At 48.9% G+C, this 24391-nt stretch carries 16 protein-coding genes; 8 read left to right on the plus strand and 8 right to left on the minus strand.

Annotated elements, in window-relative coordinates; translation table 11 throughout:
• Nucleotides 1-26: 26 nt before the first annotated feature.
• The 7 genes from M1B78_RS00870 to M1B78_RS00900 all read right to left on the minus strand — a co-directional run bounded on the left by M1B78_RS00870 (nucleotide 27) and on the right by M1B78_RS00900 (nucleotide 10031).
• Entirely contained in the window at nucleotides 27-2090 is a 2064-nt protein-coding gene (locus M1B78_RS00870; RefSeq protein WP_257939630.1) for an acetate--CoA ligase family protein, read from the minus strand.
• 478 nt (nucleotides 2091-2568) lie between these two features.
• Complete coding sequence (locus M1B78_RS00875) at nucleotides 2569-4875, minus strand: DUF4906 domain-containing protein (RefSeq protein WP_257939631.1); 2307 nt, start codon at nucleotides 4873-4875, stop codon at nucleotides 2569-2571.
• A gap of 60 nt (nucleotides 4876-4935) precedes the next feature.
• Nucleotides 4936-5991, minus strand: a complete 1056-nt coding sequence (locus M1B78_RS00880) for a hypothetical protein (protein WP_257939632.1) — start codon at nucleotides 5989-5991, stop codon at nucleotides 4936-4938.
• A 12-nt stretch (nucleotides 5992-6003) separates the two neighbouring features.
• Nucleotides 6004-6900, minus strand: coding sequence for a FimB/Mfa2 family fimbrial subunit (locus tag M1B78_RS00885; protein ID WP_136010009.1), 897 nt, complete (start codon nucleotides 6898-6900; stop codon nucleotides 6004-6006).
• 21 nt (nucleotides 6901-6921) lie between these two features.
• Nucleotides 6922-8157, minus strand: coding sequence for a hypothetical protein (locus M1B78_RS00890; RefSeq protein ID WP_257939633.1), 1236 nt, complete (start codon nucleotides 8155-8157; stop codon nucleotides 6922-6924).
• Between the two features lie 70 nt (nucleotides 8158-8227).
• Entirely contained in the window at nucleotides 8228-8914 is a 687-nt protein-coding gene (locus tag M1B78_RS00895; protein ID WP_176468346.1) for a DUF3575 domain-containing protein, read from the minus strand.
• Nucleotides 8915-9080: 166 nt separating this feature from the next.
• Nucleotides 9081-10031 (minus strand): DUF5106 domain-containing protein, encoded by a 951-nt coding sequence (locus M1B78_RS00900; RefSeq protein ID WP_136010006.1) that lies wholly within the window; start codon nucleotides 10029-10031, stop codon nucleotides 9081-9083.
• A 186-nt stretch (nucleotides 10032-10217) separates the two neighbouring features.
• Between M1B78_RS00900 and M1B78_RS00905 the strand changes: the two genes are divergently transcribed.
• Nucleotides 10218-11150 carry an acyltransferase family protein gene (locus M1B78_RS00905; RefSeq protein ID WP_257939634.1) on the plus strand — a complete coding sequence of 311 codons (933 nt, stop codon included), beginning with the start codon at nucleotides 10218-10220 and terminating at the stop codon, nucleotides 11148-11150.
• On the opposite strand, the gene M1B78_RS00910 is transcribed toward M1B78_RS00905, so the two are convergent.
• Nucleotides 11137-11304 carry a hypothetical protein gene (locus tag M1B78_RS00910; RefSeq protein ID WP_255260474.1) on the minus strand — a complete coding sequence of 56 codons (168 nt, stop codon included), beginning with the start codon at nucleotides 11302-11304 and terminating at the stop codon, nucleotides 11137-11139. The genes M1B78_RS00905 and M1B78_RS00910 overlap by 14 nt on opposite strands.
• A 132-nt stretch (nucleotides 11305-11436) precedes the next feature.
• On the opposite strand from M1B78_RS00910, the gene M1B78_RS00915 reads away from it, so the two are divergent.
• The 7 genes from M1B78_RS00915 to M1B78_RS00945 all read left to right on the plus strand — a co-directional run bounded on the left by M1B78_RS00915 (nucleotide 11437) and on the right by M1B78_RS00945 (nucleotide 24334).
• A complete protein-coding gene (locus M1B78_RS00915) occupies nucleotides 11437-11997 on the plus strand; it encodes an RNA polymerase sigma factor (protein WP_257930397.1) in 561 nt (186 codons plus the stop codon).
• Nucleotides 11998-12200: 203 nt separating this feature from the next.
• A complete protein-coding gene (locus M1B78_RS00920; protein ID WP_257939635.1) occupies nucleotides 12201-13238 on the plus strand; it encodes a FecR family protein in 1038 nt (345 codons plus the stop codon).
• Between the two features lie 285 nt (nucleotides 13239-13523).
• On the plus strand, nucleotides 13524-16805 hold the full coding sequence (locus M1B78_RS00925; RefSeq protein WP_257939636.1) for a TonB-dependent receptor: 3282 nt from the start codon (nucleotides 13524-13526) through the stop codon (nucleotides 16803-16805).
• Between the two features lie 11 nt (nucleotides 16806-16816).
• Nucleotides 16817-18556 (plus strand): RagB/SusD family nutrient uptake outer membrane protein, encoded by a 1740-nt coding sequence (locus M1B78_RS00930; RefSeq protein ID WP_176468761.1) that lies wholly within the window; start codon nucleotides 16817-16819, stop codon nucleotides 18554-18556.
• Between the two features lie 146 nt (nucleotides 18557-18702).
• Complete coding sequence (locus tag M1B78_RS00935; RefSeq protein ID WP_257939637.1) at nucleotides 18703-20898, plus strand: beta-N-acetylhexosaminidase family protein; 2196 nt, start codon at nucleotides 18703-18705, stop codon at nucleotides 20896-20898.
• A 27-nt stretch (nucleotides 20899-20925) separates the two neighbouring features.
• Nucleotides 20926-21966: an MBL fold metallo-hydrolase gene (locus tag M1B78_RS00940; RefSeq protein WP_176468763.1), complete on the plus strand. Its 1041-nt coding sequence runs from the start codon at nucleotides 20926-20928 to the stop codon at nucleotides 21964-21966.
• Nucleotides 21967-22009: 43 nt separating this feature from the next.
• Nucleotides 22010-24334, plus strand: coding sequence for a beta-glucosidase (locus M1B78_RS00945; RefSeq protein ID WP_257939638.1), 2325 nt, complete (start codon nucleotides 22010-22012; stop codon nucleotides 24332-24334).
• The last annotated feature ends 57 nt before the right edge of the window (nucleotides 24335-24391 follow it).

The raw sequence follows: 24391 nt of genomic DNA on the forward strand, positions 1-24391 counted from the left end.
GCATCAGGACTGCCACCTTTCGAAAATCACGTTTTCTCTATCCGAATGCGTGCATCCACCGCCATCACCTGCTTTTCAGTGGCCAACAGCGGATTGAGGTCCAGTTCCTTGATTTCGGTGGCAAAACGCAACAAGGTAGAAAGCCGCACAATGATTTCTGCAAACTTGTCCTCGTTCACGCCTTTCTGCCCGCGCGTACCTTTAATAATCTTATAGGCACGCAAGGAATGAATCATAGAGTAAGCCTCCTCGTAAGACAAGGGTGCCAGACCGGAAGACACATCTTTCAGCACCTCCACAAAGATGCCTCCCAGACCGCAGAGCACTACATGCCCGAACTTCTCTTCATATTTGGCACCGATAAACAGCTCCGTACCCTTCAGCATGGGTTGCACCATGATGGAATGCGCCGCGGGAATCTGCATCATGCGATCGAACTCCAACGCCAGATGCTGTTCACCCTTGATGTTCAGGACAACGCCTCCCACATCCGATTTGTGTACCGGCCCTACCACCTTGGCCACCACCGGAAAACCTACCCGGCGTGCAAAGGCAAGCACCTCTTCCTTCCGGTCGGACACAAACTCCTCTACCACCGGAATGCCTGCCGAACGAAGCAGCGCCTGCACATGGTGCGGGGCAATGTAACCGTCCTCGGAAATGGAATCAATAATCCGACGTATGCGGGGTACGTCCACTCCAAAGAGCTCGATTTCATTATTGGCAGGCCGCGGGGCGTTCATTATCCGCGAAAGTGCCGTACCCAAAGTCACTTCATCGGCAAAGTTCACATGGCCTTTTGCCAGAAAAGCAGCAACCTCGGCTCCTGCCGTATTGATGGAAGGAAGAATCGGAAAAATCGGCTTCTTACAATGCTGCATCTTCTCATGCAGCACGTCATACATTTCGAACATGGTCACCAGTCCCGGGGTGCCGAAAATAGCCATTACAGCATCAATATTGTCAAACTTCTCCTCACAATACTCCAAACAGAGGCGCAGGTGTTCCGGTGTACCCGTGGCCAGGATATCAATGGGATTTCCCACGGCTGCACCGGGAAAAAGCTTGCTCTTGAGTTCCTCCGCCACCGGCCCTTCCAGTTTCGGGACATTCAGCCCGCCCTTGCTCAACGCATCGGTCAACATCACTCCCGGTCCTCCGGCGTGGGTGATAATGACAAAGTTCTTGCCTTTCAGTTCCGGCAAAGTAAAAATGCACCCCACCGTTGTCAGCTCCTCGCGCGAATAGCAACGCACAATACCTGCCTTACGGAACAAGGCCTCCACCGCCGAATCACTGCTGGCAATGGCTCCCGTATGCGAACTTGCCGCCCGGCTGCCGCTCTCGCTGCTACCCGCCTTGATGGCTGCAATCTTGCAGCCCTTCTTGATGAGCGAAGACGCATGGAACAGCAGGCGGTCGGGGTCACCGATACTTTCAATATAAAGAAGTTTTATGCGGGAATCCGTCTCCGGATTGAATTGTTCGTCCATGTATTGCAGCACTTCCTCCACACCGATTTGCTTGGCATTTCCCACAGACCATACTGAGTTGAATTGCAATCCCTTGGTCACGGCGCTCTCCAGTATGAACACCGCCGTGGCACCGGAACTGGAAATCAGGTCCACCCCTTGCGGATGCAGTTGCGGGATGGGCTGGCTGAATACGCTATGATGCCACGAGTTCATAAAACCGATGCAGTTGGGGCCTATCAGGGAAGCTCCATACCGGTTTACCGTTTCCAGTATACGGTCTTCCAACGCAGCTCCTTCAGGAGTTTCCTCGCCAAAGCCGGCAGAGAGGATGATGAACGCCTTTACCTGCTTCTCCGCGGCAAGTACTTCCACGACATCGGGGCAAAGGACGGCAGGAATGGCAAGGATGGCAAGGTCTGTATCGGGCAGTTCTTTCACGTCGGCAAAAGCGGCAAGGCCCTGCACTTCGGTCTCTTTGGGATTCACAGCACGAAGTTCGCCGGCATATCCGCCGCTAAGCAGATTCTTCAAAATAGCCCCTCCGGGCTTGTGCACGTTATTGGATGCACCCACCACCACGATGCTGGCCGGATGAAGCAATTGGCTTGTTATCATAGTCTGTTCTTACATTAAGTTAGTGATTCATGCACAAATATACATTTTCCATACGTAAAAACAATCGGAAAAGGAAGAAATATGCCTTAGCTCCATACGGCCTTTTCATTGAAGGAAATTGAAGGGAGTTAGAAGGAGTTATCGCCTTTCGGGCTCGGAAGTTAAAGCCGATAGTTATGTTGATGTAGAGCGATACTATCGGCCTAACTCCTTCTGACTCCCTTCAACGAAAGAGCTGTGGCTTCTGCCAGAAAACGGCAATCTTGCCACAGGATATAGGTTACCCGCCTGACAAACACTTGCAATAGAGTTGCAAGATACAGACAATAAACTCCTGAAGTATTCGTTGTAAAAATGATAAAGACAGGCTGCCGGTTCTATCCCAAGCCTTGGGATAGACATCCCCAACTTCGGGACGCATATCCGCAAGCCTGGTTTCACTTTTCTATTGCCGCGCACCCACGGCCCTTTACAGGAATCACTCGTCCATCTCCTCGCGCACGCACCGCACCGGATATGCGCAGGAACGGCGGGCATACTGGTAACCGTAATCGTAAGGGTTCACCAACTCCGGATGGATATGGAAGATGGAAGAAGCATTGTGGTAAGAAGCCGCAGAGGTGTAGTATCCTCCACAGGAATTCACCACGAAGCAACTGCCGTCGCCGGTTCTCCAGCCACAGAGGGGGAAGAATGAAGTCGGACCGCTGCGCCAAGCCTGCATATAGAACGTCATACCATGATGCGCATGCTCACTACCATGGTTCGAATAATTCTGCTGTGTATAAGTGGAGGTGTTCAGCCCTGTACTTGTGAATCCCATCCACGCATCGCTTCGAGGCAATATCCAGCCGGCAGGACAGGGATCGAAAAGGGACTTCTTCGTAGCCCCGTTATTGGCCACTACATTGTTATAGTTGACAGTGGCTTCGTCAAAAGGAACCCCACCCCATAGTTTGTCGTTATGTCCCCAATACCAGTCACCGTCATTGATATAATATGCCGGGTCGTGCGTGCTTCCATTGCCCGGACCGGGTTGTCCGCTACTCTCTCCGCCATTCTGGAACAAGCCGGGAGTGACGGTCGCCATAAACTCCGTAGGATTCTGTATGGAATGTTCTATGTTGCCTGTGTCCGGAGTCACCATGACGGCCCTGAACAGCTCTCCCGTGCCAGCCGTACTGGTCATAGGCAGCAGTTTTGCTTTGCTGTCATATACACTCTGTACATGCGGATAAGCATTCGCATAAAAGGTGACCGGAACCGTTCTTGCCGTTTGCGGGAAGGGGTCCTTCCGGCCCCACTGGTAATACATGCCGAAGGTACCTATATTGCCCACATCGGTGCTCACCGCTCCCAGGTTGCAGGACATGAAACTGTATCCCGGAACACGCTTACCGGTATTGATGCCGCTGCTGTTCCAGCTGTATGTGGTGTACTTCACCGCATGCGACAGCTGTGCCGGAGCTTCATTGTTCACCCAGATGTGCCATGACCAGATGATGACACCTTTGGCATTGCGCGCCGCAATTACGGCATTGCCGTTAATGCCACCGCTCCTTACACACACTTTCTGCTCTGTCTCGTCAAAGAAAACCCGGTCTTTTTTCGAATTGTCACCGATGGGAAAGTGCGTCCCGTCACCGGTCTGCCACAAAATGTCCACATCATGGAGGGCCTTGTCCGGATTGTTCTTGTCCACATAATCGGTATATTTCCAGCCACCTCCGGTCTCGGTACGTGTATAAGGGTCGAACATGATGAAAGCGTTGTGCTTCATCACGTAGCAGTTGGCGGGTGCTGCCACCACGCGGTTGTCCGTCTTGATAGAGGTGAGGCTGAGCTTCACGTTGTAGTTATGATTCCGCTTCACGTCAAAGTTGTCCACGGTGTTCATGCCCGGATAGATGGTATATATATAGTTGCTGCCATCGGCCTCGGAAGAAACGTAGAGCTGAAGGTGCAAGGCGTTGGCAGGCGCGTTCCTGTTCTTGTTCTCGGGGTCGGTGTTCTTGTTACTACCCTGCATGTTCTCGGGCATGTACCAGACATAATCCACATCCGCTGCCGGCGACTTGATGGTATAGTCCACCACCGAATCGAGTTTCTGGGGATATATCGTACCCGCTGCCGGTGCCACGGCGCGAAAACCGGCGGGAATATTCTTCACCTCTGCACGAGTGATTTTCAGTGCATTTGCCTCCTCATTCTTGACAATACGGAAGGTAATCTTGGCCAGCATCCGTACCAAGGAGATTTCGAAATTGTTCGTGTGCCCGGGAAGGATGTTGAGCGTGGCACTGCCCAGCATCAGCATGTTGGTGCCATCCTCATCGTGCAGGTCGTCTTTCCCGAAACTGAACATCAGCTCCGAGAAGCGTTCCTCAGTGGCCAGACTGTCACTCACGAAGCCTTTGTCATCGTTCAGGTTGGCCAGCACATACACCTTACTCGAAGTAGCCGGACGAAGCATTATCTTCACATCGTCAAGGTCATCGGGCTCATAATAGCGGGGCAAGGCGATGAGTTTGCCCTTGGAGTCGTACTGGAATACCCAGATGTTATCCACCGCCTTCTCCTTGGCCTCATCCAATACACGTGTCGATGCGGTTCCGTCGTCCGGCAGCCTGCCTATCACACGGGCAGGACGCACCGATAACGACAACGACACCTCTTCCATTCCGGCCTCTCCGGCCTCGTGAGTTCCGGGGCCGATGACATCATCGGCACATGCCCATAGTATGCATAACAAGCATACGTTCAATATATAATTAACTGGTTTCATAAGTAGTTCATCAGAATTCAGAAAATAAACGCTTCATCATCCCACACACAGGAAGACATATCATCCGCCTATGACAAAATCGTTGTTCACGTTCTGCCACTCGGCGACGGTCAGTTTCCCTTTCTCGTCAAGCACAAACGTCACAAGCATCCTATAAAGATGCCCTGCACGCATTTCGCTGTCGTCGTCTTCCTGGTTTCGCACGTAAAGCTTATAGGTCTCCGCGCCTACATTGCCTTTCAGCTTCACATTCATCTCCACATACATATTCTTCGACGGATAGGAATAGGCTGTACACACCGCCGAGTGCTTTGACAAATCAATACCCTCACCGTTGTAATGCGGCTCGTCTCCACCCGAGAACACAGCGCTGTTATCGGGCGTGGAACATGCCAAATTGCCCTTCTTTGCTTCCGCATTCTTGTTGCCGTTCAGCAACACGGACGTCTGCACATCCACCAGCTTTACTCCGGTGATGACAACATCTTTCGTCAGCAGAGGAGCGACACACTGTACATACAGTTCCAGACGGGAAACCACCGCTGATGTTTCAACTTCCACCTTTAGCGGCGTGTCAGACGCCGAGGTGCTCTGCCGTACGTCGGTGCACGTCTCCCCCCACAACAGCACTTGCCCGCTCGTCCGTATGTAGTCCAAGTCGTCGGAGCCTACCACCACGCCTTTCAACTTTTCGTAGCGATAGGGGCTGGTCCATGACGTAACCGTTTCGTCACCGGTTTCAGCAATCGTGTCGGGTGTTTCCTCCGAAGCAGCCCCCACCTGTCTCACCAGTTTCTTTTTCAGCTCTTCACGGGGATTTCCCACAACGACAAAAGTCTTTTTCCCCTCGCGCAACTTGAATGCCACCATAGTGGAAGTGGCATCGAACGTAGCACATCCTTCCAAAATCCCGTCTGCATTGTAAGCAAATACAATGCCCTGCTGCAAAGTCGGTGAAAGTCGGTCTCCGTCCGTCTCTCCCGCCCGAGTATGCACTGCCACAGCGACAAGAGGGTCGGCAGAATCAATGCCATCCCCACGTTCACAAGCAACGGCCATCATCCCCCAGACAACAAGCAGCACCGTCCGGGTCATTATTCCAACTATCTGTTTCATATTTTTATTCCGTCAGGCAGGGAAGATGCTGTCTTCTTCCCACACCGGCAATTTTATGGTTACATTCGTGCCCGATATGCTTATCAGCATCTCTATCACGATTTCTTCTTTTCCTGCAAGGTGGATGCCATGTTCTGCCATGTACTTCTGCAAGCTGACTTCCGCCAGTTTCTTACCGCTTTTGCAATCGAACACCATCACTACGGCCGGAGTGTCCTCCCCGAAAAGAGGCAACTCGCACACTCCCCCATACATATTCCGCTCCGGAAAGGCATCCATGGAGGGCATGAACAGTGTCTCTTCACCTGCCGCCTCACCCTCAAAGCTCATCTCGGCCGGAAACATCCCCGCCTTCACCTCATAGGGACAATCCGTATCTTGCACCACGGTCTGTCCTGCGAAAACAATATAAGGTTTGAAGGTAATATGCGCAGCATGGAAGCGAAGTACAGTCTCTTTTCTGCCATCCACATCGGCAAGAGTGAAAGCGGTACTTCCCAGATAAAGCGGGTCGTTGCTGCCGGGCAAAGAACCGCTTGCCACCTCCCGGTTGCAGACACGGGCACCGGCAAGCGTTTCGGTGGCAGAAGCCATGTTCTGCCTGCCTATGTTTCCCCAACACACCACCTGATAGGTACCTGCCCGAGGCAGGCGCAACTTGAATCCTTGGAAATGTTCCAGATTCTTCTTGTCCAGTCGCGAAGCAATCACCAGACTCCCCTGCTCGTCATAAATGTAATAGTCTACGGCGGATATATACTCTGCAAAACAGTCTTCCGCACCGTCGGCCATGTATTCAAACCTGACGACCGCATTGTTGCAGCCACCCACCTCCACCTCGGTGAGGCAGGAAACACATCCCAAGGCCAAGGAGAGAAAAGACAACAAGAATTGCAATATTCTTTTCATAAGCACCTGAACCGTTGCCTTTTACAATGCAGGATAAATATTATCAATCTTCCAAGGAGCAACACTCACCGTAACCTTGACACTTACGTCCGTCGGCATAATCTTGTCTGAGAGGTTGGTAGTTCCAAACTTGATTTCATCTATCTTGTAGATATGTCCATTGTAGAAGTTCACAGCGTCCGCATGGGCCGAATGGCTTCTCACGAACCGGTTAAGATTGATATAACGTACCCCTTCCAGTTTTTTCTCTTCCCAGCTGTTGGTGGTCTCGTCATAAAGTTTCACTGTCATCCCGGACAGTTTCAAGAGAAGGTGAACACCCAGATGGCCTTTATAAGGTTCCACACCTTCGGCAGGCTCTTCAATGGCAAAGAACGGATAAGCCCACTTCTTGCTCTGAGTGGCCTCAGGATAGAAAGAATAAACATTGTGGCCGTCCTCTGTCTGTTCCTGCACCTTGCTAAACTCAATGCAATCGGCCATCCAGCCATATCGGGTATAAAAGGTTTTCAACTCAGCTTCCACATCACTGGTCGCATAATCCGGAGATACCCAGTCAGACTCGACGCACTGCTGATTCAAAGGCATTTTCTCATAGAATCCGGCCACATAAACACCGTCCAGTTTGTAATCAAGGATGGTCTGGTCGGTCGTAATCTTGCCTATCTCCAGACGGGCGCAGAGGGGAGACAAAGTTACCGTGGCTTCCTTCATGCCTGCACCTCCATCTGTCAACCCCTCTATGCCGGCAAGTGCCACATGATTCATGTTGTCTGCGTGCTGGTTGCCCAGAGAGATTTTCTTGAGGTGTATGTCGGATATGAAAGGAAGGTCTCCACTATGAATATCCTTGTCGTTCAATTCATCACTGGTCACATTACCCACGATATAGACCTTGGACACATCTCCTGAGATACCCGTGAACGTATGTCCCTCTTGTATCTGCTTCAACGACAGCTTGTGTCCTTCATCATCCACATCTTCCTCATTGCTCACAATGCTGTAATGGGTTCTCACCTGTCCTTTTGGGGTAAGGAAAAACAGATAGCCACTCTGAAACTCCACAGCGCTCTCTGTCTTATCATTCTTTTCGTCTTCTATCATACGTACCTTAGGCACTTGTACGTTTTCAATTCTCACAAATACTTTTTGACCCGACTTGCCACCCTCGGGCAATACTCCTTCTTCTTCTGAACGAGTACACGCTGCACAACACAGCATCATTACCGCCAAAACGGAATAAAAAATTCTTTTCATATCTAAAAAACTAATTGATTTTGTTTCTATCGCAAAGTCTTCACCGGAACACGAAAACAAGTGTGATACATCAGAACCGATAAAGCAGATTCAGGCAGAACCCCGTCAACACAAACTCATCCCTCTTGAACTTACGGCACAGACATCTGTCGCCTTTTTCGTTCAACACATACTTCTTCACATCGGAATGACGATAACCTGCACGCACATTCAACTCTACAGCAAGCCCTTTCCAGACAGGCTGAAGATAGCCCGCCGAAACGCCTTCGCTATGAAAATGTCCGGTATGGTTGGCTTCCGGTATGCGGTCGTTAAAGTCTCCTATCTGACCGTAGACACCCACAAAGAAACCCTTGAACACTTCGTCTTTCTTGAGCCAGAAGCGCGGTTCGAGTACATAGGAAGTAAATCCCTGAAAACGGTTTCCTCCTTTGTAAGAGTGCTCGCAATAGGCAAAAGTGCCCTTCAGAGAGTAACGTTTTCCCCAATAATATTCAGCATACACATTGCCTCCGTATGTAGTATACGATAAGTCCGGACGAAACCCTATCCATGAAAGCAGGTTTGTACCCACCGCCACACGCGGCTTCTTCTTTCTGAGCGAGTCTTCCGTTTCGAAGTGGAGAGAGCCATCACTCAGGCTAGTAACATTTTTTTTGCTTTTCAAATGCTGTACGGATTGTTCTTGCGCATACAACACCGCTGGGTTCGCCATACAGCAACTCAACATAAAAACAACCAAAAACTTTCTCTTCATGAGACCGTATTTTTACTATTTATTATGCTTAATTTTAAAAACGGTCGCAAAATTATTAATCTGATACAACGCAAACAAATGAATAGTGCTTATTTTTCTTAAAAAAAGAAAACGACCTATATACAGCCTCTCCAGATGCTCCTGATTCGCCGTATGGCAATTAGAATCAGAGAACGGGATGAAGAATCAAATACTCTTCTATCTGTGCAAAAGGAGCATCCTTCAGCAGTACATTCTTTTCTGCATCAAGCAGATAAAGCGTAGGGATGGCTCGCAGGTCATACAATTGTCCGGCATTGATGAGCTGTCCGGAATCATAGCCGTTTATCCATTCCTTCGGAAAGTCCGAAAGGTGTTCGTTCCATTCTGAAAGATTTTCGTCTGTATACATGGCAAGGAGGGTGAGCTCATGGTCGGCAAGCATGCGGCTCACCAGTGCGGAGCTTTTCAATTCGGAAATGACGGCTTCGCAAGCATGGCAACCGGGATTGTTGATAAACAAGAGGGTATAGTCCGACCGGAGTGCATGTAGAGTACCCTGCTTGCCGGATTTCAGAGTGTAGACAAAATCGATGGCGCGACTGCCTTTCCGGTTTTTCTGCGCCAGCTCGTAACGGGCTTCGGGAACGAGTTTCTCCGTATCGGTCAGTACCGGGGCACGCAATATGGTTTCGAGCATAGCGATATAAAACTCTTCATTGCGGATGGGCGAGTTTGGATCGTACCAATATTTATCGGCCAACCCCATGAAATGTTTGAGGACAACCTTATTGACGAGAAATTTATGAAAAGTTTCCTTGATACGAGCTTCCGAATAGTCCTCGGGGCAGGGAAGAAGCAAATAACAGAAGTTAACCCAAGCTTGCTCTATTCCTTTCTTCTCACAAGGAAAAACTGTTGTCTGGGCGGCAATCGGAAAGTGGTCCCAATAATGTCGAATCAGATAATCTTCTCTTTGGGCAACAGAGGTAAGGGTAGCAGGAATGGCCGGCAGTTCGAAACTCTGTGTACTGTCTTGCCCAGCCACCGGTTCTTTAGCGGTTTCAGCAGACTTGGGACGTACACATGCACAAGCAACCAGCCCTATTAAAAGAGCATAAGACAGTTGTTTTTTCATCTTTCACAATCGGATAATTTCGAGATAAATAACAGGTGCAAAAATACTAATTATTTGCTCACACTCTTCGTTTCGGATGCCCAAAGTGAGAATTTCACATCTATCAAAACGTTCCAAGAAGCTTGAATTATGTGCAACTTATATTATCTTTACGCCCTGAAATACAACTAGCAAACCTCATCGTTCATGGAAAACCGTGTCAAAGAGATAGATTATCTGAAATGTATCTTCATCATCCTGATGATTATTTTTCACCTTGTATATATAGGCGACAAGTATCCGTATGCGAAACAAATCGTCTATACGTTCCACATGTCTGCTTTCCTGATTATTTCGGGCTATCTGGCCAACAACCGGAAGGATGCCCGAAATTTTCTCCGCAAGTTCCTATGGATTTTCATTCCGTATGTTTGTATGGAGGCAGCCTACACAGTGATGTCGCATTTCCTACCCGTACGCGAAAACGTGGCTGAAATCACTCCCGCCGTACTGATTGACAAGGTATTCCTTCATCCGATGGGTCCTTACTGGTATCTGCATACGCTGATTCTGTGCAGCCTCATCTATTACATCACGTTCCGCTATGTACGGTTGTCAGTGGTCTCCCGACTGGTTGTGGCTGGTGTCTGCCTGTTTGCCCTTTCCTATTGCGGAGGATTGATGAACTTCTCCAATGCCCTCTATTTCCTTATCGGCATAATAGTGAGCCAAAGCGGGCTTCGTTTTACACAGGTCTTTCGCGGCACACCTCTTGCCATTGTCCCATTCGTCATACTATGCTGTTTTCCCGCCAATCTGGATAGGGGTACTCTGGCAGGAGTCGCCATCACCTGGCTTTCCATCAGCCTGTTGTTGGCAATCTACAATTATCTGTCTGCACAAGTCCGGTGGCTCACCTTTTTTATAGGGCGTAATACGCTGGTCATACTCCTTTTCTCACCTATCTTCACGATTCTTTCCAGGACATTTTTACCCGTGTTTGCCTTCGACCCTACGGGGATGCTGTTCCTTGTCACTGCTACCTTCTTTACCCTTAACGGCTGCATAGCTATGGCGTGGACTATGGACAAACTACACGTTTCCAGATTCTTCTTCGGAAAGAAGACTATATTGTGTTGAAGCGGTTCACATCTCCGCCCACAAAGGGAAGTTTCACTATAAACTCCTTTTCGTCCTTAAGAATCTCCACTCGCGTGCCGTATGGGGCATATTGCCGTTGCAGGTTCTTGATACCATGCAAAACCCAAAACCTATGTAAAATAAAAGATTTCATTTTCGATATTATTAATTAATATTGATTACATTTGTAACGTTTTATAATGGTTCATTAATAGTTAATAATTGAAAGATATGTTCTGCACATCTCTTTCAATTATTTAGAAACGATTATCCACCTTAAATCAAAATGTATCACCAAGGAGATAGGATAATATGGGAACTCTGCCTGAAAGGAGATCGTAATGCTTTTGAAGCCTTGTATCGAAAGTACTACCCTATATTATATAATTATGGAAAACTATATACCCAAGATGCGGACATCGTAAAAAACTGCCTGCAAGATTTTTTTTTGAAACTGATTTCCAACTATGCCAACCTATCACAACCTATTTCCATACACGCTTATTTATTGAAAGCTTTCCGCCACACCTTGTACAACAAATTAAGGTCGGAACAGGCACGCCACGACATCCAGACCGATTATACCGACAGTGTACTTAGCATCAAAGCAGAACAAATCATAGACGAAGAAGATTCCTCACCAAGAAACAGATTCATCTGCCATGCCTTGAAAACACTGTCTTCCAAACAACAGGAAATCCTATATCTATATTATATAAGAGAATTAAGCCATGAGGAAATAGCCGAGTTATTGAATATCAACTACCAATCCAGCAAAAATCTGCTCTTCAGGTCAATTGCCAAATTAAGAAAAATACTCCTCCCTACGGAGGATATCCGGGAATGAAAACAAACCGCCTACGCTTCCCCTATTTACCAAAATCAACAACGACAGACAGCCTTTTCCGGAGGTTGTGCCAACAAAAACATCTTTTATTGAAAAAAAACAGAAAAACATGAGTACCAAAAACCATTGTAAACTGTAATATCTACAAAAGCAATATACGAATGGTCAAGAACAACATACGAAAAACACAGTTTGAAAGTGAAATGAAGGATTTTATTTCACTTATAAAAAAGCATGAACAAATCTCAGACAAGGAAATAGAAGATTCATGGGATAACATCCGGCAAAATCTACCCTTCTCTTTCTCCCCCAAAAAGAGAAGAGTAAAAGCCATTTTCCGGTATCTGCTTGCAGGATGTTCGGTCGCCGCCTCCATAGCCATCATTTGTATCACTTCCATAAACAAAAACACCGGTTGCAAAGAATCCCAGTTCCTTACCGAACTAGCGGCTCCGGTTCCGGTCGGCAATCAAGTACAGCTGGTGTTTTCCGACAACCGGCAAATAGAATTGGAGAACAACTCCAACATCAATTACGATGAATCCGGCTGTGTCACCGTAAACAATGAATCGCCCCAAGCGCCCGAATCCGCAGAAACCGAAGAGCAGAAATTCAATCAGGTTATCGTACCGAAAGGAAAACGCACCCATCTCGTCTTGTCAGACGGTACGAAGATTTATGTGAACTCTGCCAGCCGTATCATATACCCAACGGTTTTCGCTACCGACAAGCGGATGATAGCTATAGAAGGAGAAGCCTACCTGGAAGTGGCACACAACGCCAAAAAGCCTTTCATCGTAAAGACCAAAGGCATAGATGTCAGGGTGTTAGGCACATCTTTCAACATAAATGCTTATGAACAAGACAATATCTCGGTGGTATTGGTAGAAGGACAGGTAGAGATCAACCCGGACAAAAAGACAAAAATGCTGCTGGAGCCCTCGCAAATGGCTTGTCTGGAAAACGGAATCCTGCGGAAAAAGGAGCAAGTGAACACCTTAAAATACACCTGCTGGAAAGATAATATCATGCTGCTGGAGAAGGAAAAGGTAGCGGAAGTATTGGACAAGGTAGCGCGATATTATGATGTCTCCATCCAATACGATAAAGATGCAGCTTCCCGAAGACTATCAGGAAAACTCAACCTTTGCGATTCCATTGAAAGTGTGCTTGACATCATAAAGGTTTCCGCCTCCCTGCAGATGGAGAAGACCGGAGACAACAAGTACCGATTTTATTAAAAGAGATAGATTCCCAAGTATTAACGAATAAAAACAGATTGCCTATGAAAATATGAAAACAATAAGCCAAAAAGGGTCGGATGACAGTTGGCGCTTCAATCCAGACCCTTCAAAAGATAATCCTTAATATAGTTCTAAGAATTTGACTACAAAAGTATGAAAAAAAATATTGCAACTAATCGGAATAGGAATTATTACATAAAATTAGCATGTTTATTGCTTTTTTCAGTACAGTTTTCCACCCTGAACACATCTGCTCTAGCCTCCTCCCATGCAGACAAAGAGATGCTGACGATTCTATTACAAGACAAGACTCTGAAGGAAGTATTTTCATATATTGAAAAGCACAGCAGCTATATCTTTATATATGAAGAGGCCGTCAACCTTGAAAAGAAAGTCAGCGTAAACTTCTCGGCCAAACCTGTGGACGAAATCATAAAAGAAGTTTTCTCCGCAAACGGACTCTCCTACACAATAAAAGGAAGACAGATCATCATAAAAACGAAAAATGAGCACCAACCGTCGGCACCTGCCACCGCACAAACCACCCTCACTGTCCGGGGTAATGTGAAAGATCATACGGGCACGCCGCTTGCAGGTGTAAACGTCATCGTCAAAGGCACAACAAGAGGAACCATTACCGACATCGAGGGTAACTTTGAGCTGCCCAACATAGCCAAAGGCTCTATCATACAGTTTGCCTATATTGGCTACAAGAGTCAGGAAGTGGGGGCTCAAGAAAATATGTCAATCATCTTACATGAAGACAACGAGTTGCTGGACGAGGTAGTCGTCGTGGGTTATGGAACCCAAAAGAAAGTCAACATGACAGGAGCAGTCTCTTCTGTAAAGTCTGATGCTTTGGAGAATCGTCCCATGAACAACGCAACCAATGCATTGGCCGGTCTGGCCGCCGGTTTGTCCGTCACCAACACGGGAGGAAGCACACCCGGCTGGGAAAGTCCCACTATCCGAATCCGCGGTCAAGGTACGTTGAACAATTCCGATCCGCTTGTTGTCATCGACGGTATGACCGGAGGCAGCATCAGCGACATCAATCCACAAGACATCGAGTCCATCTCCATCCTGAAAGATGCCGCATCATCGTCCATATACGGTTCGCGTGCCGCCAATGGGGTCATCTTAATCACTACCAAAAAAGGTACGGAAGGCTCTTCAAGAATTACATATAGCGGCAATGTGTCGTTTGAAAAAGTGGCCAAACGCCTGAACCTCGTGACAAACTATGCCGATTTCATGGAAATTCAGAATGCCGGTCTGATAGCCAACGGACAAGCTGCCCGCTTCTCGCAAGGCAAGATAGACGAATGGCGCAACGACGCAGGCAAGAACCCTACCATATATCCCAATACCGACTGGCAAGACCATATATACCGTAAAGTTTCTGTTGTCCAAACCCACAACATTACGGCGAATGGCGGTTCAAAAACAGCCCGTTACAATCTCTCTTTCGGATACGTCAACAATCCAGGTATGATATATCATACAAATTACAAGCGCTACCAGATGCGCGCCAATGTAGATGTCAACATCAAGCCTTGGCTGACCGTAGGTACCAATGCATACGGATATGTGGACTATAACAATCCTTCGGCAAGCACAGCTGCATCCGGCGGAGACGTAATCTGGGGTTACGGAGCGTTCAATACCGTACCGGGCATGACGTTGTATGACCCCGAAACCGGCCTATATGGAGGCATTCAGAACCCGGAAGAGGAAAATATCAGCAATGCAAATCCATATCGTCGGATGTGGTTCTATAAAGAAGAATTCCCTACCATCACCCGCCGCACCGTAGCAAAGATGTACGGACGTATCACCCCTGTCAAAGGATTGACGATTGACGCCTCTTATACTTACAATGCTTGGGACCGCCGTATGGAACACCATCTGACCGACCGTGACTTGTTCCGCTTTACAAAAGACGGTCCCATTCTGCTCCGTGCAGGAGATGTCCGCACGTACATCAGGAGATACAATTACCGCAACGATTTCCGTTCGTCGGACGTGACGGCCCGCTATGAATTCAAGGTTGACAAGCTCGATGCTTCGGTAATGGCCGGTGCCAGCCAGGAGTACAACAAATACGACAATGATTATTACCTGAAATACGATCTCGTCGACGAATCATTGACTGCCCTGGATGCAGCTTCCACACTGGGACGCATCACCGGCAACTATAACGAATGGGCCATGCGTTCCTATTTCGGCCGCATCAACCTAGTGTGGGACGACAAGTATATGTTGGAAGCCAACCTGCGCGCCGACGGCTCTTCACGCTTTGCACCCAACAAACGGTGGGGATATTTCCCCTCGGTATCGGCCGGTTGGCGCATCTCCCAAGAGAAGTTCATGGAGCCTTATCAGAACTGGCTCAACTCCCTAAAGCTTCGCGCATCCTACGGTTCATTGGGTAATAACGCAGCATCCAACAACTATATGTACCAAGCTCTGTATGCCACCACCAACTATGTACTGGGCAACACCATCACCGGAGGGTTTTCGCAGACAACCCTCTCCAATTCCCAACTGACTTGGGAAAGTACATATGTAACGAATGTCGGCATCGACTATGGTTTCTTGAACAACCGGCTGACCGGTTCATTCGAATGGTTCAACAGAGACACCAAGGGCATCTTGATTTCACTTCCCGTACCTTTGGAGCATGGTACCTCTTCCGTTCCCAACCAGAATGCCGGTGAAGTAAACAACCGTGGTTTTGACTTTGACATCAACTGGAGCGACAAAATCAACAAAGTGACCTACTCCGTAGGTTTCAATATGGGCTTCGTCAGCAACAAAGTGACGAAATTCCAAGGCGATGTCGCTTCCATCAGCGGAGTCCACAAGATTCAGGAAGGGAAACCCATCAACCAATACTACGTGCTGAAAGTAGACCGCATTGTTCGCGACCAGGCGGACTTGGATTATGTGGAAGAGCTGGTAAAGAGAAATCCGAAATATTTCGCTACCTATCAACGTCCCGAACTGGGCGACTTCTTGTTTGCCGACACCAACAACGACGGTAACCTGGATGCTGATGACCGCGTAGAGATAGGCCACGGTGACAGTCCGAGACTGACATACGGTGCCAACTTCAGCCTGAAATGGAACAATTTCGACTTCAGCATGCTTCTTCAAGGCGTGGGCGACTACGACGTCTATTATAACAACCAAGCCTTCCGGTTTACCACTGTCATGGGTAACTCACTCATCAAAGATATAACGGACAACGCCTGGACAAAGGAAAATCCTTATAAATCCAAATATCCGATATTGCGTAACAGTGCAAACAGCAAGAACGATATGGCCAGCGACGCTTTCATTCACAATGCGGCCTACCTCCGTTGCAAAAACATTCAGTTGGGTTACACAGTCCCTGAGAAGATCTCACAAAAATTCTTTGTAAAAAACCTGAAAATCTACACCAGCATCGACAATCTGTTTACCATTACCAGCTTCCCGGGATTGGATCCTGAAGTCGCAGCAACCGTAGGTTATCCTGCTGTCCGTCAATATTCCATAGGTCTCAATGTTTCATTCTAAAGCAAAATACGATGAAAGTTAAACATATACTATCCGCTTTTTTAGGCTTTGCCCTCTTGTTAAGCAGTTGTGAAAGTCTGGACTATACACGTCCCGACCAATTGTCAAATACAACTTTCTGGAAAACAGAACTTCACGCCAAGCAGGCGGCTGTCGGCCTATACCAGGCTATGATGCAACCATGGTGTTTCGGGTTGGAGTTTGCCTTCGACATGTGTACCGACTTGGCCGACGGAACCAATCCCTTTGCCGACATTTCGCGAGGAACCTCTTTCGCTTCTACCAGTGGAGCCGTACAAAATCATTGGCAGTATCTTTACGAACTGGTCCATCGTTCAAACACCGTAATCCGTAATGTTTCGACCATGGATATCGACCAAACCAAGATCGACCCGATAATCGGTGAAGCCAAGTTCCTTCGCGCCATGGCCTACTTCCGCATGCTCAACTGTTGGGGAGGAGTGCCTTATTATGACGAAACCTGCATTATCGAAGAAGAATTCGCCACGGTGACCAGTCCGCGGAGTTCCGCCGAAGACATCCGCAAACATATCATCGACGACCTGACTGACGCCATCGCCAAGCTGCCAATCAGCTGGGAAACCGGAGATTACGGCCGTGCCACCAAGGGAGCGGCGTATGCACTTCGTGGCAAAGTCTACCTCTTCAACAAAGAATGGACAAAAGCCGTTTCCGATTTTGAAGAAATCGTGTACAACAAGACCAACGATTACGGCTACGAGTTGCACCCCAACTACGAAAACCTATTCCGGCTCTATAACGGCGCACGAAGCAAAGAGATGATTTTCGCCATCCAATCCATTGACGGTAATGTCGCAGGCTATGCCTTGAATATCGTCGGCTATTTTGGCAACAAAGCCACTATGCGACTCATTGCCAGCAACTGCATCGTGCCTTCTACCAAATTGGTCGATTTGTATGAGAAACCCAACGGACAGAAGTTCGACTGGGACGAGGTGTTCCCCGGATTCAACAACGGAACTTCACAGTTCCGCCGCAAATGTCTGGCGGTTGCCATCAACGATGCCAGTACGGAAATCATCAGTACGCTGGACTGCGACGTAGAAAAAGTAACCGCCGCCTATAATGACCGCGACCCGCGCTTGTGCTGGAACGTGATTACTCCATTCTCTCATTACCTAGGTACCGATGCCGGTTCTAATCCGAGAGATAAACAATTCGTTATCGTAGATCCTACCAAAGGCGGCGCACCTATGGAAGCGCAGTCCTTTATCCGCAACTCGGAAGGCTGGAATTCATACTTCTGGCGCAAATGGATTCCCGAAGGCAACATGGACGGTTATTGGGGAGAATACAACCGTACTCCCTACGAATTCCCGTTGATTCGCTTGGGCGACGTCATCCTGATGCTTGCCGAAGCCTACAACGAACTGGGTGAAACTGATAAGGCGATTGCCGAAGTCAACAAGATTCGTGCCCGTGTCCGCATGCCGGAACTGAACTCCGGTCCGGCTTGGATGGCCGTTGGCAGTAAAGACGAAACAACCCAACGCATCCGCGACGAACGAGCCCGCGAACTGGCAGGTGAAGGCCAACGCTACTGGGATCTCCGCCGTTGGGGGCTGCTCGAATCTACGGTTAAGAATGCTACCGACATCCTTGGTGACTTGATGTACGAACGCGTATACCAGCCACGACACGAAATCTGGCCCATACCGTTTGTAGAGATGGAACGCAATCCTAACCTGACCCAGAACGAGGATTGGTAACCTTGGCGTAAACATATCTTCAAGAGAACAGGCTTGTATGAAAAAGCCAAGCCTGTTCCTGCTTTCTTCTATAAGAAACGATATGAAAGCAGACGATTCCTGCCAATAATATAGATGCTTTTCCCACCGCCTTTAATCAACAGAATATGAATAGAACCATAAGATTATGTATATCGTGTGTTTTCCCCATGGCGCTGATTCTCGGAGGATGTGACCAAGGAAATCCCCCCAAAGAGGTGAATGTCTACCCGACTCCCCAGGAAATGGACGTATCTGACAAGTGGATAAAGATACCGGAAAAAGGATACCGGATAGAAAGCACGGAAACACCTGACACGGATGCAATGAACTTGTTGAAGCAATCCGTACCCATAGCAGAACAAGCCCAACAAGCAATCACTATCGGGAAACTGGATAAAGCAACCGATGAAATGCAACGTTCGGGCGCTTATACCCTGACAGTCAACAGTAACGGCATCCATATCGGAATCTATGACGACCGTTCCCTTTTCTATGCTGTCCAAACCTTTCGGCAACTAATCCTGGAAGGAAAGGAACTTCCGGTCTGCCTGATACGGGACTATCCCGACATAGCCTTCAGAGGAGTGGTGGAGGGCTTTTACGGTACTCCCTGGTCCTTTGAGAACAGGGTAGAACAACTGAGATTCTATGGCCGCATGAAAATGAATACCTACATATTCGGCCCCAAAGACGACCCCTACCATCGCTCCCCCTCATGGCGTATACCCTATCCGGAAGAACAAGCGGACAACATCCGCAGGATGGTAATAGAAGCCCGGAAAAATAAAGTGGACTTTGTCTGGGCACTACATCCCGGAATGGATATCCGCTGGAACGACGCAGACCGGCAGGCCGCCATACAAAAGCTGGAGAGCATGTACGGCCTTGGAGTAAGGGCATTTGCCGTCTTCTTCGATGACATCGAAGGAGAGGGAACGGATGCATACAAGCAAGCCGCCTTCATGAACCACCTCAAGAAGGAGTTCGTAGACAAGAAAGGAGACATCCAACAGCTCATCCTATGTCCGACCGAATACAACAAGGACTGGGCAAAAACCGATTATCTGGATATTCTGGGTAAACTACTCGACCCTTTCATCCATATCATGTGGACCGGTGACAAGGTCGTGAGCGACATCACATGCGAAGGACTCCAGTGGGTCAACAGACGAATCGGACGTCCCTGCTACGTCTGGTGGAATTTCCCGGTAAATGACTACTGCCTGGCTCATCTGCTGATGGGGCCGGTGCATGGTCTGGAGAAGAATACGGCCACAGACATGCACGCCTTCGTCTCCAATCCGATGGAATTTGCAGAAGCAAGCAAAGTAGCGCTTTGGAGCATATCCCAGTTCACCTGGAACATAAATGGATTCAATCCGGAGGAAGCCTGGTACAAAGCATGTGAGGCGCTTGTTCCGGAAGCTCCCGATGCATTCCGGCTCTTCTGCGAACATAACGCAGACATCGGTCCCAACACGTGGATGTTCTTCAGAAAAGAGTCTTTCAATTCCGACAAGTTACTCACCCGGTTCTGGCAATCCTTAGCTGCCGGAACATATCTGGAGAAAGAAGCCGCCGAAATCATAAACATGTTTGCTCAGATAAGAAAAGCTCCTGAAACTATCAGAAGCAGTTCTGCAAACGAGCAGCTGATAAAAGAAATCGGCCCTTGGCTGACGCAAACGGCCAATGTGGGAGAAGCCGGTGTGGAAGCCATGAAAATGCTGGAGCTTGCCCAAAAGAAAGATACGGAAAACTGCCGCGAAGCCTACCGTAAAACCCGGGAAACTCTGGAAACGACAGCTGTTTTCAGCCGCCCTTACCGCCGTGGAGAGCAGGATGGCATCCGAAGCGGCTCCCAAGTATTGTTACCTTTCATCCGCAACATCGTGCAACATGTGGAAAACACCCTGCTCACCGACGAAAAACCGAAAGAGAAAGCGGAAGTACTGGCAGGTTCGCAAGCTTTCGACGAACTGTCTTGTTTCTGCGAGGATGATATGGTAGGATTAACGCCCCATTTCCCATTGGTGACAATAGCTCCCGGAGAATACTTCGGTTTCCGTATCGAAGAGAGCAAGCAACCGGTCGCACTGGTCTACGATTTGCGTAAAAGCAAATCCAAAGGACGCCAGTTCCAAGGGTCTATCGACGGGAAAGTATGGTTTCCACTACGGCAAACCGGAAAAGACCGCCTGGATACCCTCCGCATCCACGAGCCACAGACCCGATACATCCGCTGCCTCAACAAGTCGCAAACAGAAATGTCCATAGGAATCGGACGGTTCCTCGTTCTCACAGAGCCTGTCGCACCATAAAACAATCTTCAACAATCCATTTACATCATGAAAAAGAATTTTATACTTCACTTATTTATAGGAGGACTATGTATCCTCTTACTGACACCCCAAAGCACCTATGCCCAAAAAAAGGATGGGATAGAAAGAAGCGCCTTTTGGGGGAATTCCGAGAAATACCTGAACAGACAAGCTTTCAAGATGTTTGACCTGATAGACCAGGCCTTGACTGAGAATCCTCCGGTGACAGGTGCTCCAATGAACCGGAAACTGGCTCTCTATAACTTGGACGCCATGCTTCATGAGACCAAATATGACAATGGAGAACCCCTTGGCAACTTCATCGCTTCACGGATGGATAAAGTCATAACCGACCTTTCCAGTCCGGTGAAGAAAGGAATGAAGGTGTACAAGATATACAATGAGGGAATCGTAGCCCGCACTGCCTCGGTCACCTTGGCCTTCGACCTTGCCAGAGGATGGTGCCAAGGAAAAACTCTGCTACCCGATGCCTTGGTACAACAGATTGTAGACCGATGCGACATTCTGTTCCTCACCCATAACCACGGCGACCATGTAGACCCGGTTGTTGTGGACATGTTCCTGAAGGCCGGCAAGCCGGTGGTAGCGCCGACAAACATATTGCCGGACAAAAAGGAAATCTTGCATGAACGTTCCCATGAAATGATTGACAAGAAAATAGAGCTAAGCGACAACAGACACATCTGCGTAAAGATATTCCCCGGCAACCAAGACAACCTGATGAATAACATCTACGTAGTTACCACTGCCGAGAAAAAGACCATTGCCCATGTGGGCGACCAATACAACAAAGAGGACATGGAATGGATTGTCAACATCAAACAACACATTCCCCGACCGGACGCACTGGTTGTGAACTGCTGGACTCACCGGATGAACGACTTAGTGAACGGCTTCAATCCCAAACTGGTAGTTACCGGACATGAAAACGAAATGGGGCACACGATTGACCACCGCGAGGCTTTCTGGCTCACTTTCGAGAAGATGGAGAAAATCAGCAAAGACTACACAGTCATGGGATGGGGCGAATGGTTCCACTGCCGCTGATGCACAACCAATAATTTAAATCATACTTAAACAGGCACTTGCAATGAAAATAAAGACAATACTGACAGGATTGGCAACTACTGCCGCTATCCTCGCTGCTTCCACCCATGTGGATGCCAGGAATCCGAAACTAAGAGCAAACAATATCGACGCAATCATCAAGACCATGACTCTGGAAGAGAAAGTCGATTTGATAGTAGGAGCACGCATGTATCATCAAGACCCTGACGCGGCCCCTCACATCAAAGAGTCCTGGAAGGTTATTCCCGGTGCGGCGGGACGCATCAACCCGGTTCCCCGCGTGGGCATCCCTTGTGTGGTTCTTTCAGACGGTCCTGCCGGATGCGGAATCTTGCCGGTGGAAGGAGAAGAGAATTACTTCTGCACCCATTTCCCCATTGAAACGCTACTGGCCTCTACATGGGATGTGGATTTGGTAAGGAACGTGGGACAAGTCATCGGCAACGAAGCCAAGGAATATGGTGTCGACGTGCTGCTGGCTCCGGCCATCAACATTCACCGCCATCCGCTGTGCGGCCGCAATTTCGAGTACTTCAGTGAAGACCCGTTGCTGACCGGCAAGATGGCCGTGGCCTATGTAGACGGCGTACAGAGCAATGACATAGGAACTTCCGTAAAGCATTTCGCCGTCAACAACCAAGAGACCAACCGCATGAACAACAGCGCGATTGTCTCTCCGCGCGCCTTACGTGAAATCTACCTGAAAGCTTTCGAGATAGTAGTGAAAGAGAGCCAGCCCTGGACTATCATGAGCTCGTACAACCGCATCAACGACGTATACACCTCCGAAAGCCCGGAACTGCTCACCACCATCCTGCGTGAAGAATGGGGATATAAAGGCACCGTCATGACCGACTGGTGGGGAGGAGCCGACGGAGCCGCCCAAATGATTGCAGGCAACGACATGCTGGAACCGGGCACCAAGGAACAAGCCGCCCACATCATCGAAGGAGTGAAAAACGGTACGCTCGACGAAGCCGTGGTGGACTGCAACGTGCGCCGCATCCTTGAGCTGGTAGTCAAGACTCCCCGTTTCAAAGGATACAAATACGGCAACAATCCCGACATGAAGGCCCATGCCTCCGTTACCCGGCAATCGGCAACCGAAGGCATGGTATTGCTGAAGAACGACAACCGGGCACTGCCCTTGTCTTCGCAAGACAAAAACATTGCCTTGTTCGGTGTGGTTTCCTACAACTTCTTCTCGGGAGGTACCGGCTCCGGTGATATCAACCGTCCCTACGTAGTATCGCTGCTGGACGGACTGAAAAACCAGAACATCACCGTGGATGAAAACATCAAGGCCCTCTACCAGAGCCACAACAAACCGCAAGAGCAGGGAGAGCAGAAACGCATCGGCGAAATGCCGATGGACACTGCCGTCATCAAATATGCCGCGGGAAGCAACGACATGGCCATCATCACCCTGGGCCGCATTTCGGGTGAGTACGTCGACCGGGTCTCTTCCGACTTTTTCCTGTCGGAAACGGAACGTGAATTGGTGAAGAATGTAACCCGTATCTTCCATGCAGCCAACAAGAAGGTAGTGGTGGTGCTCAATGTGGGCGGTGTCATCGAAACCGACAGTTGGAAGGACATACCCGATGCCATCCTGCTCTCCTGGCAGGCCGGACAAGAGGGAGGAAACTCCGTAGCCGATATCCTGACCGGGCATGCCAATCCATCCGGCAAGCTTCCTATGACTTTCCCGGTTACGCTGAGCGACCACCGCAGTTCGCTGAACTTCCCGATAGACCAGAAGATTGACCGCCGGTGGTCCGTAAAGACCGGATTGACACACAAGGTGAAAAACGTGGATTATACGCTTTACGATGAAGGTATTTATGTGGGCTACCGATGGTTCGACACGCAGAAACTGCAGGTAAGTTACCCGTTCGGCTATGGTCTGAGCTATACGACCTTCGAATATGGAAAACCTTCGGTAGAGAACAGCCAAGGGAAAGTGACTATCCGGGTGTCCGTAAAGAACACGGGCAGGAAAGCCGGCAAGGAAGTGGTGCAGCTTTATGTGGAAGCACCTGCCGGCAAGCTGGACAAGCCTGTCCACGAGCTCAAGGCATTCGGCAAGACCCGCCTGCTGAAACCCGGCGAAAGCCAAGTCGTCACACTTACCGTTCATACGGATGACTTAGCCTCATTCGACGAAGAACAGAATGCATGGGTCACCGACGGCGGCAAATACAAGTTTGTGGTGGCTGCATCGTCACGCGACTTGCGAGGCAGTGTCACTGCCGATGTCTCTCCTTCCGTCCGCAAGGTGAACGACGTGCTCCGGATGCCCGCCGCATTCAAGAAACAGCAACAGCTTCCCTCTGATTCACAATAGGAGTTACCGGGAGCCGGCAGGAGTCATCGGTGGTGCATAACCATACCATCGGACTTT

It is taken from the genome of Bacteroides muris (ex Fokt et al. 2023) (assembly GCF_024704895.1).
GTDB classification, from domain to species: domain Bacteria; phylum Bacteroidota; class Bacteroidia; order Bacteroidales; family Bacteroidaceae; genus Bacteroides; species Bacteroides muris.

Bases quoted from the DNA above. Each gene is read 5' to 3' on its own strand.
- M1B78_RS00870 (WP_257939630.1), bottom strand. From the start codon at position 2,090: ATGATAACAAGCCAATTGCTTCATCCGGCCAGCATCGTGGTGGTGGGT.
- M1B78_RS00875 (WP_257939631.1), bottom strand. From the start codon at position 4,875: ATGAAACCAGTTAATTATATATTGAACGTATGCTTGTTATGCATACTA.
- M1B78_RS00880 (WP_257939632.1), bottom strand. From the start codon at position 5,991: ATGAAACAGATAGTTGGAATAATGACCCGGACGGTGCTGCTTGTTGTC.
- M1B78_RS00885 (WP_136010009.1), bottom strand. From the start codon at position 6,900: ATGAAAAGAATATTGCAATTCTTGTTGTCTTTTCTCTCCTTGGCCTTG.
- M1B78_RS00890 (WP_257939633.1), bottom strand. From the start codon at position 8,157: ATGAAAAGAATTTTTTATTCCGTTTTGGCGGTAATGATGCTGTGTTGT.
- M1B78_RS00895 (WP_176468346.1), bottom strand. From the start codon at position 8,914: ATGAAGAGAAAGTTTTTGGTTGTTTTTATGTTGAGTTGCTGTATGGCG.
- M1B78_RS00900 (WP_136010006.1), bottom strand. From the start codon at position 10,031: ATGAAAAAACAACTGTCTTATGCTCTTTTAATAGGGCTGGTTGCTTGT.
- M1B78_RS00905 (WP_257939634.1), top strand. From the start codon at position 10,218: ATGGAAAACCGTGTCAAAGAGATAGATTATCTGAAATGTATCTTCATC.
- M1B78_RS00910 (WP_255260474.1), bottom strand. From the start codon at position 11,304: ATGAAATCTTTTATTTTACATAGGTTTTGGGTTTTGCATGGTATCAAG.
- M1B78_RS00915 (WP_257930397.1), top strand. From the start codon at position 11,437: ATGTATCACCAAGGAGATAGGATAATATGGGAACTCTGCCTGAAAGGA.
- M1B78_RS00920 (WP_257939635.1), top strand. From the start codon at position 12,201: ATGAAGGATTTTATTTCACTTATAAAAAAGCATGAACAAATCTCAGAC.
- M1B78_RS00925 (WP_257939636.1), top strand. From the start codon at position 13,524: ATGCTGACGATTCTATTACAAGACAAGACTCTGAAGGAAGTATTTTCA.
- M1B78_RS00930 (WP_176468761.1), top strand. From the start codon at position 16,817: ATGAAAGTTAAACATATACTATCCGCTTTTTTAGGCTTTGCCCTCTTG.
- M1B78_RS00935 (WP_257939637.1), top strand. From the start codon at position 18,703: ATGAATAGAACCATAAGATTATGTATATCGTGTGTTTTCCCCATGGCG.
- M1B78_RS00940 (WP_176468763.1), top strand. From the start codon at position 20,926: ATGAAAAAGAATTTTATACTTCACTTATTTATAGGAGGACTATGTATC.
- M1B78_RS00945 (WP_257939638.1), top strand. From the start codon at position 22,010: ATGAAAATAAAGACAATACTGACAGGATTGGCAACTACTGCCGCTATC.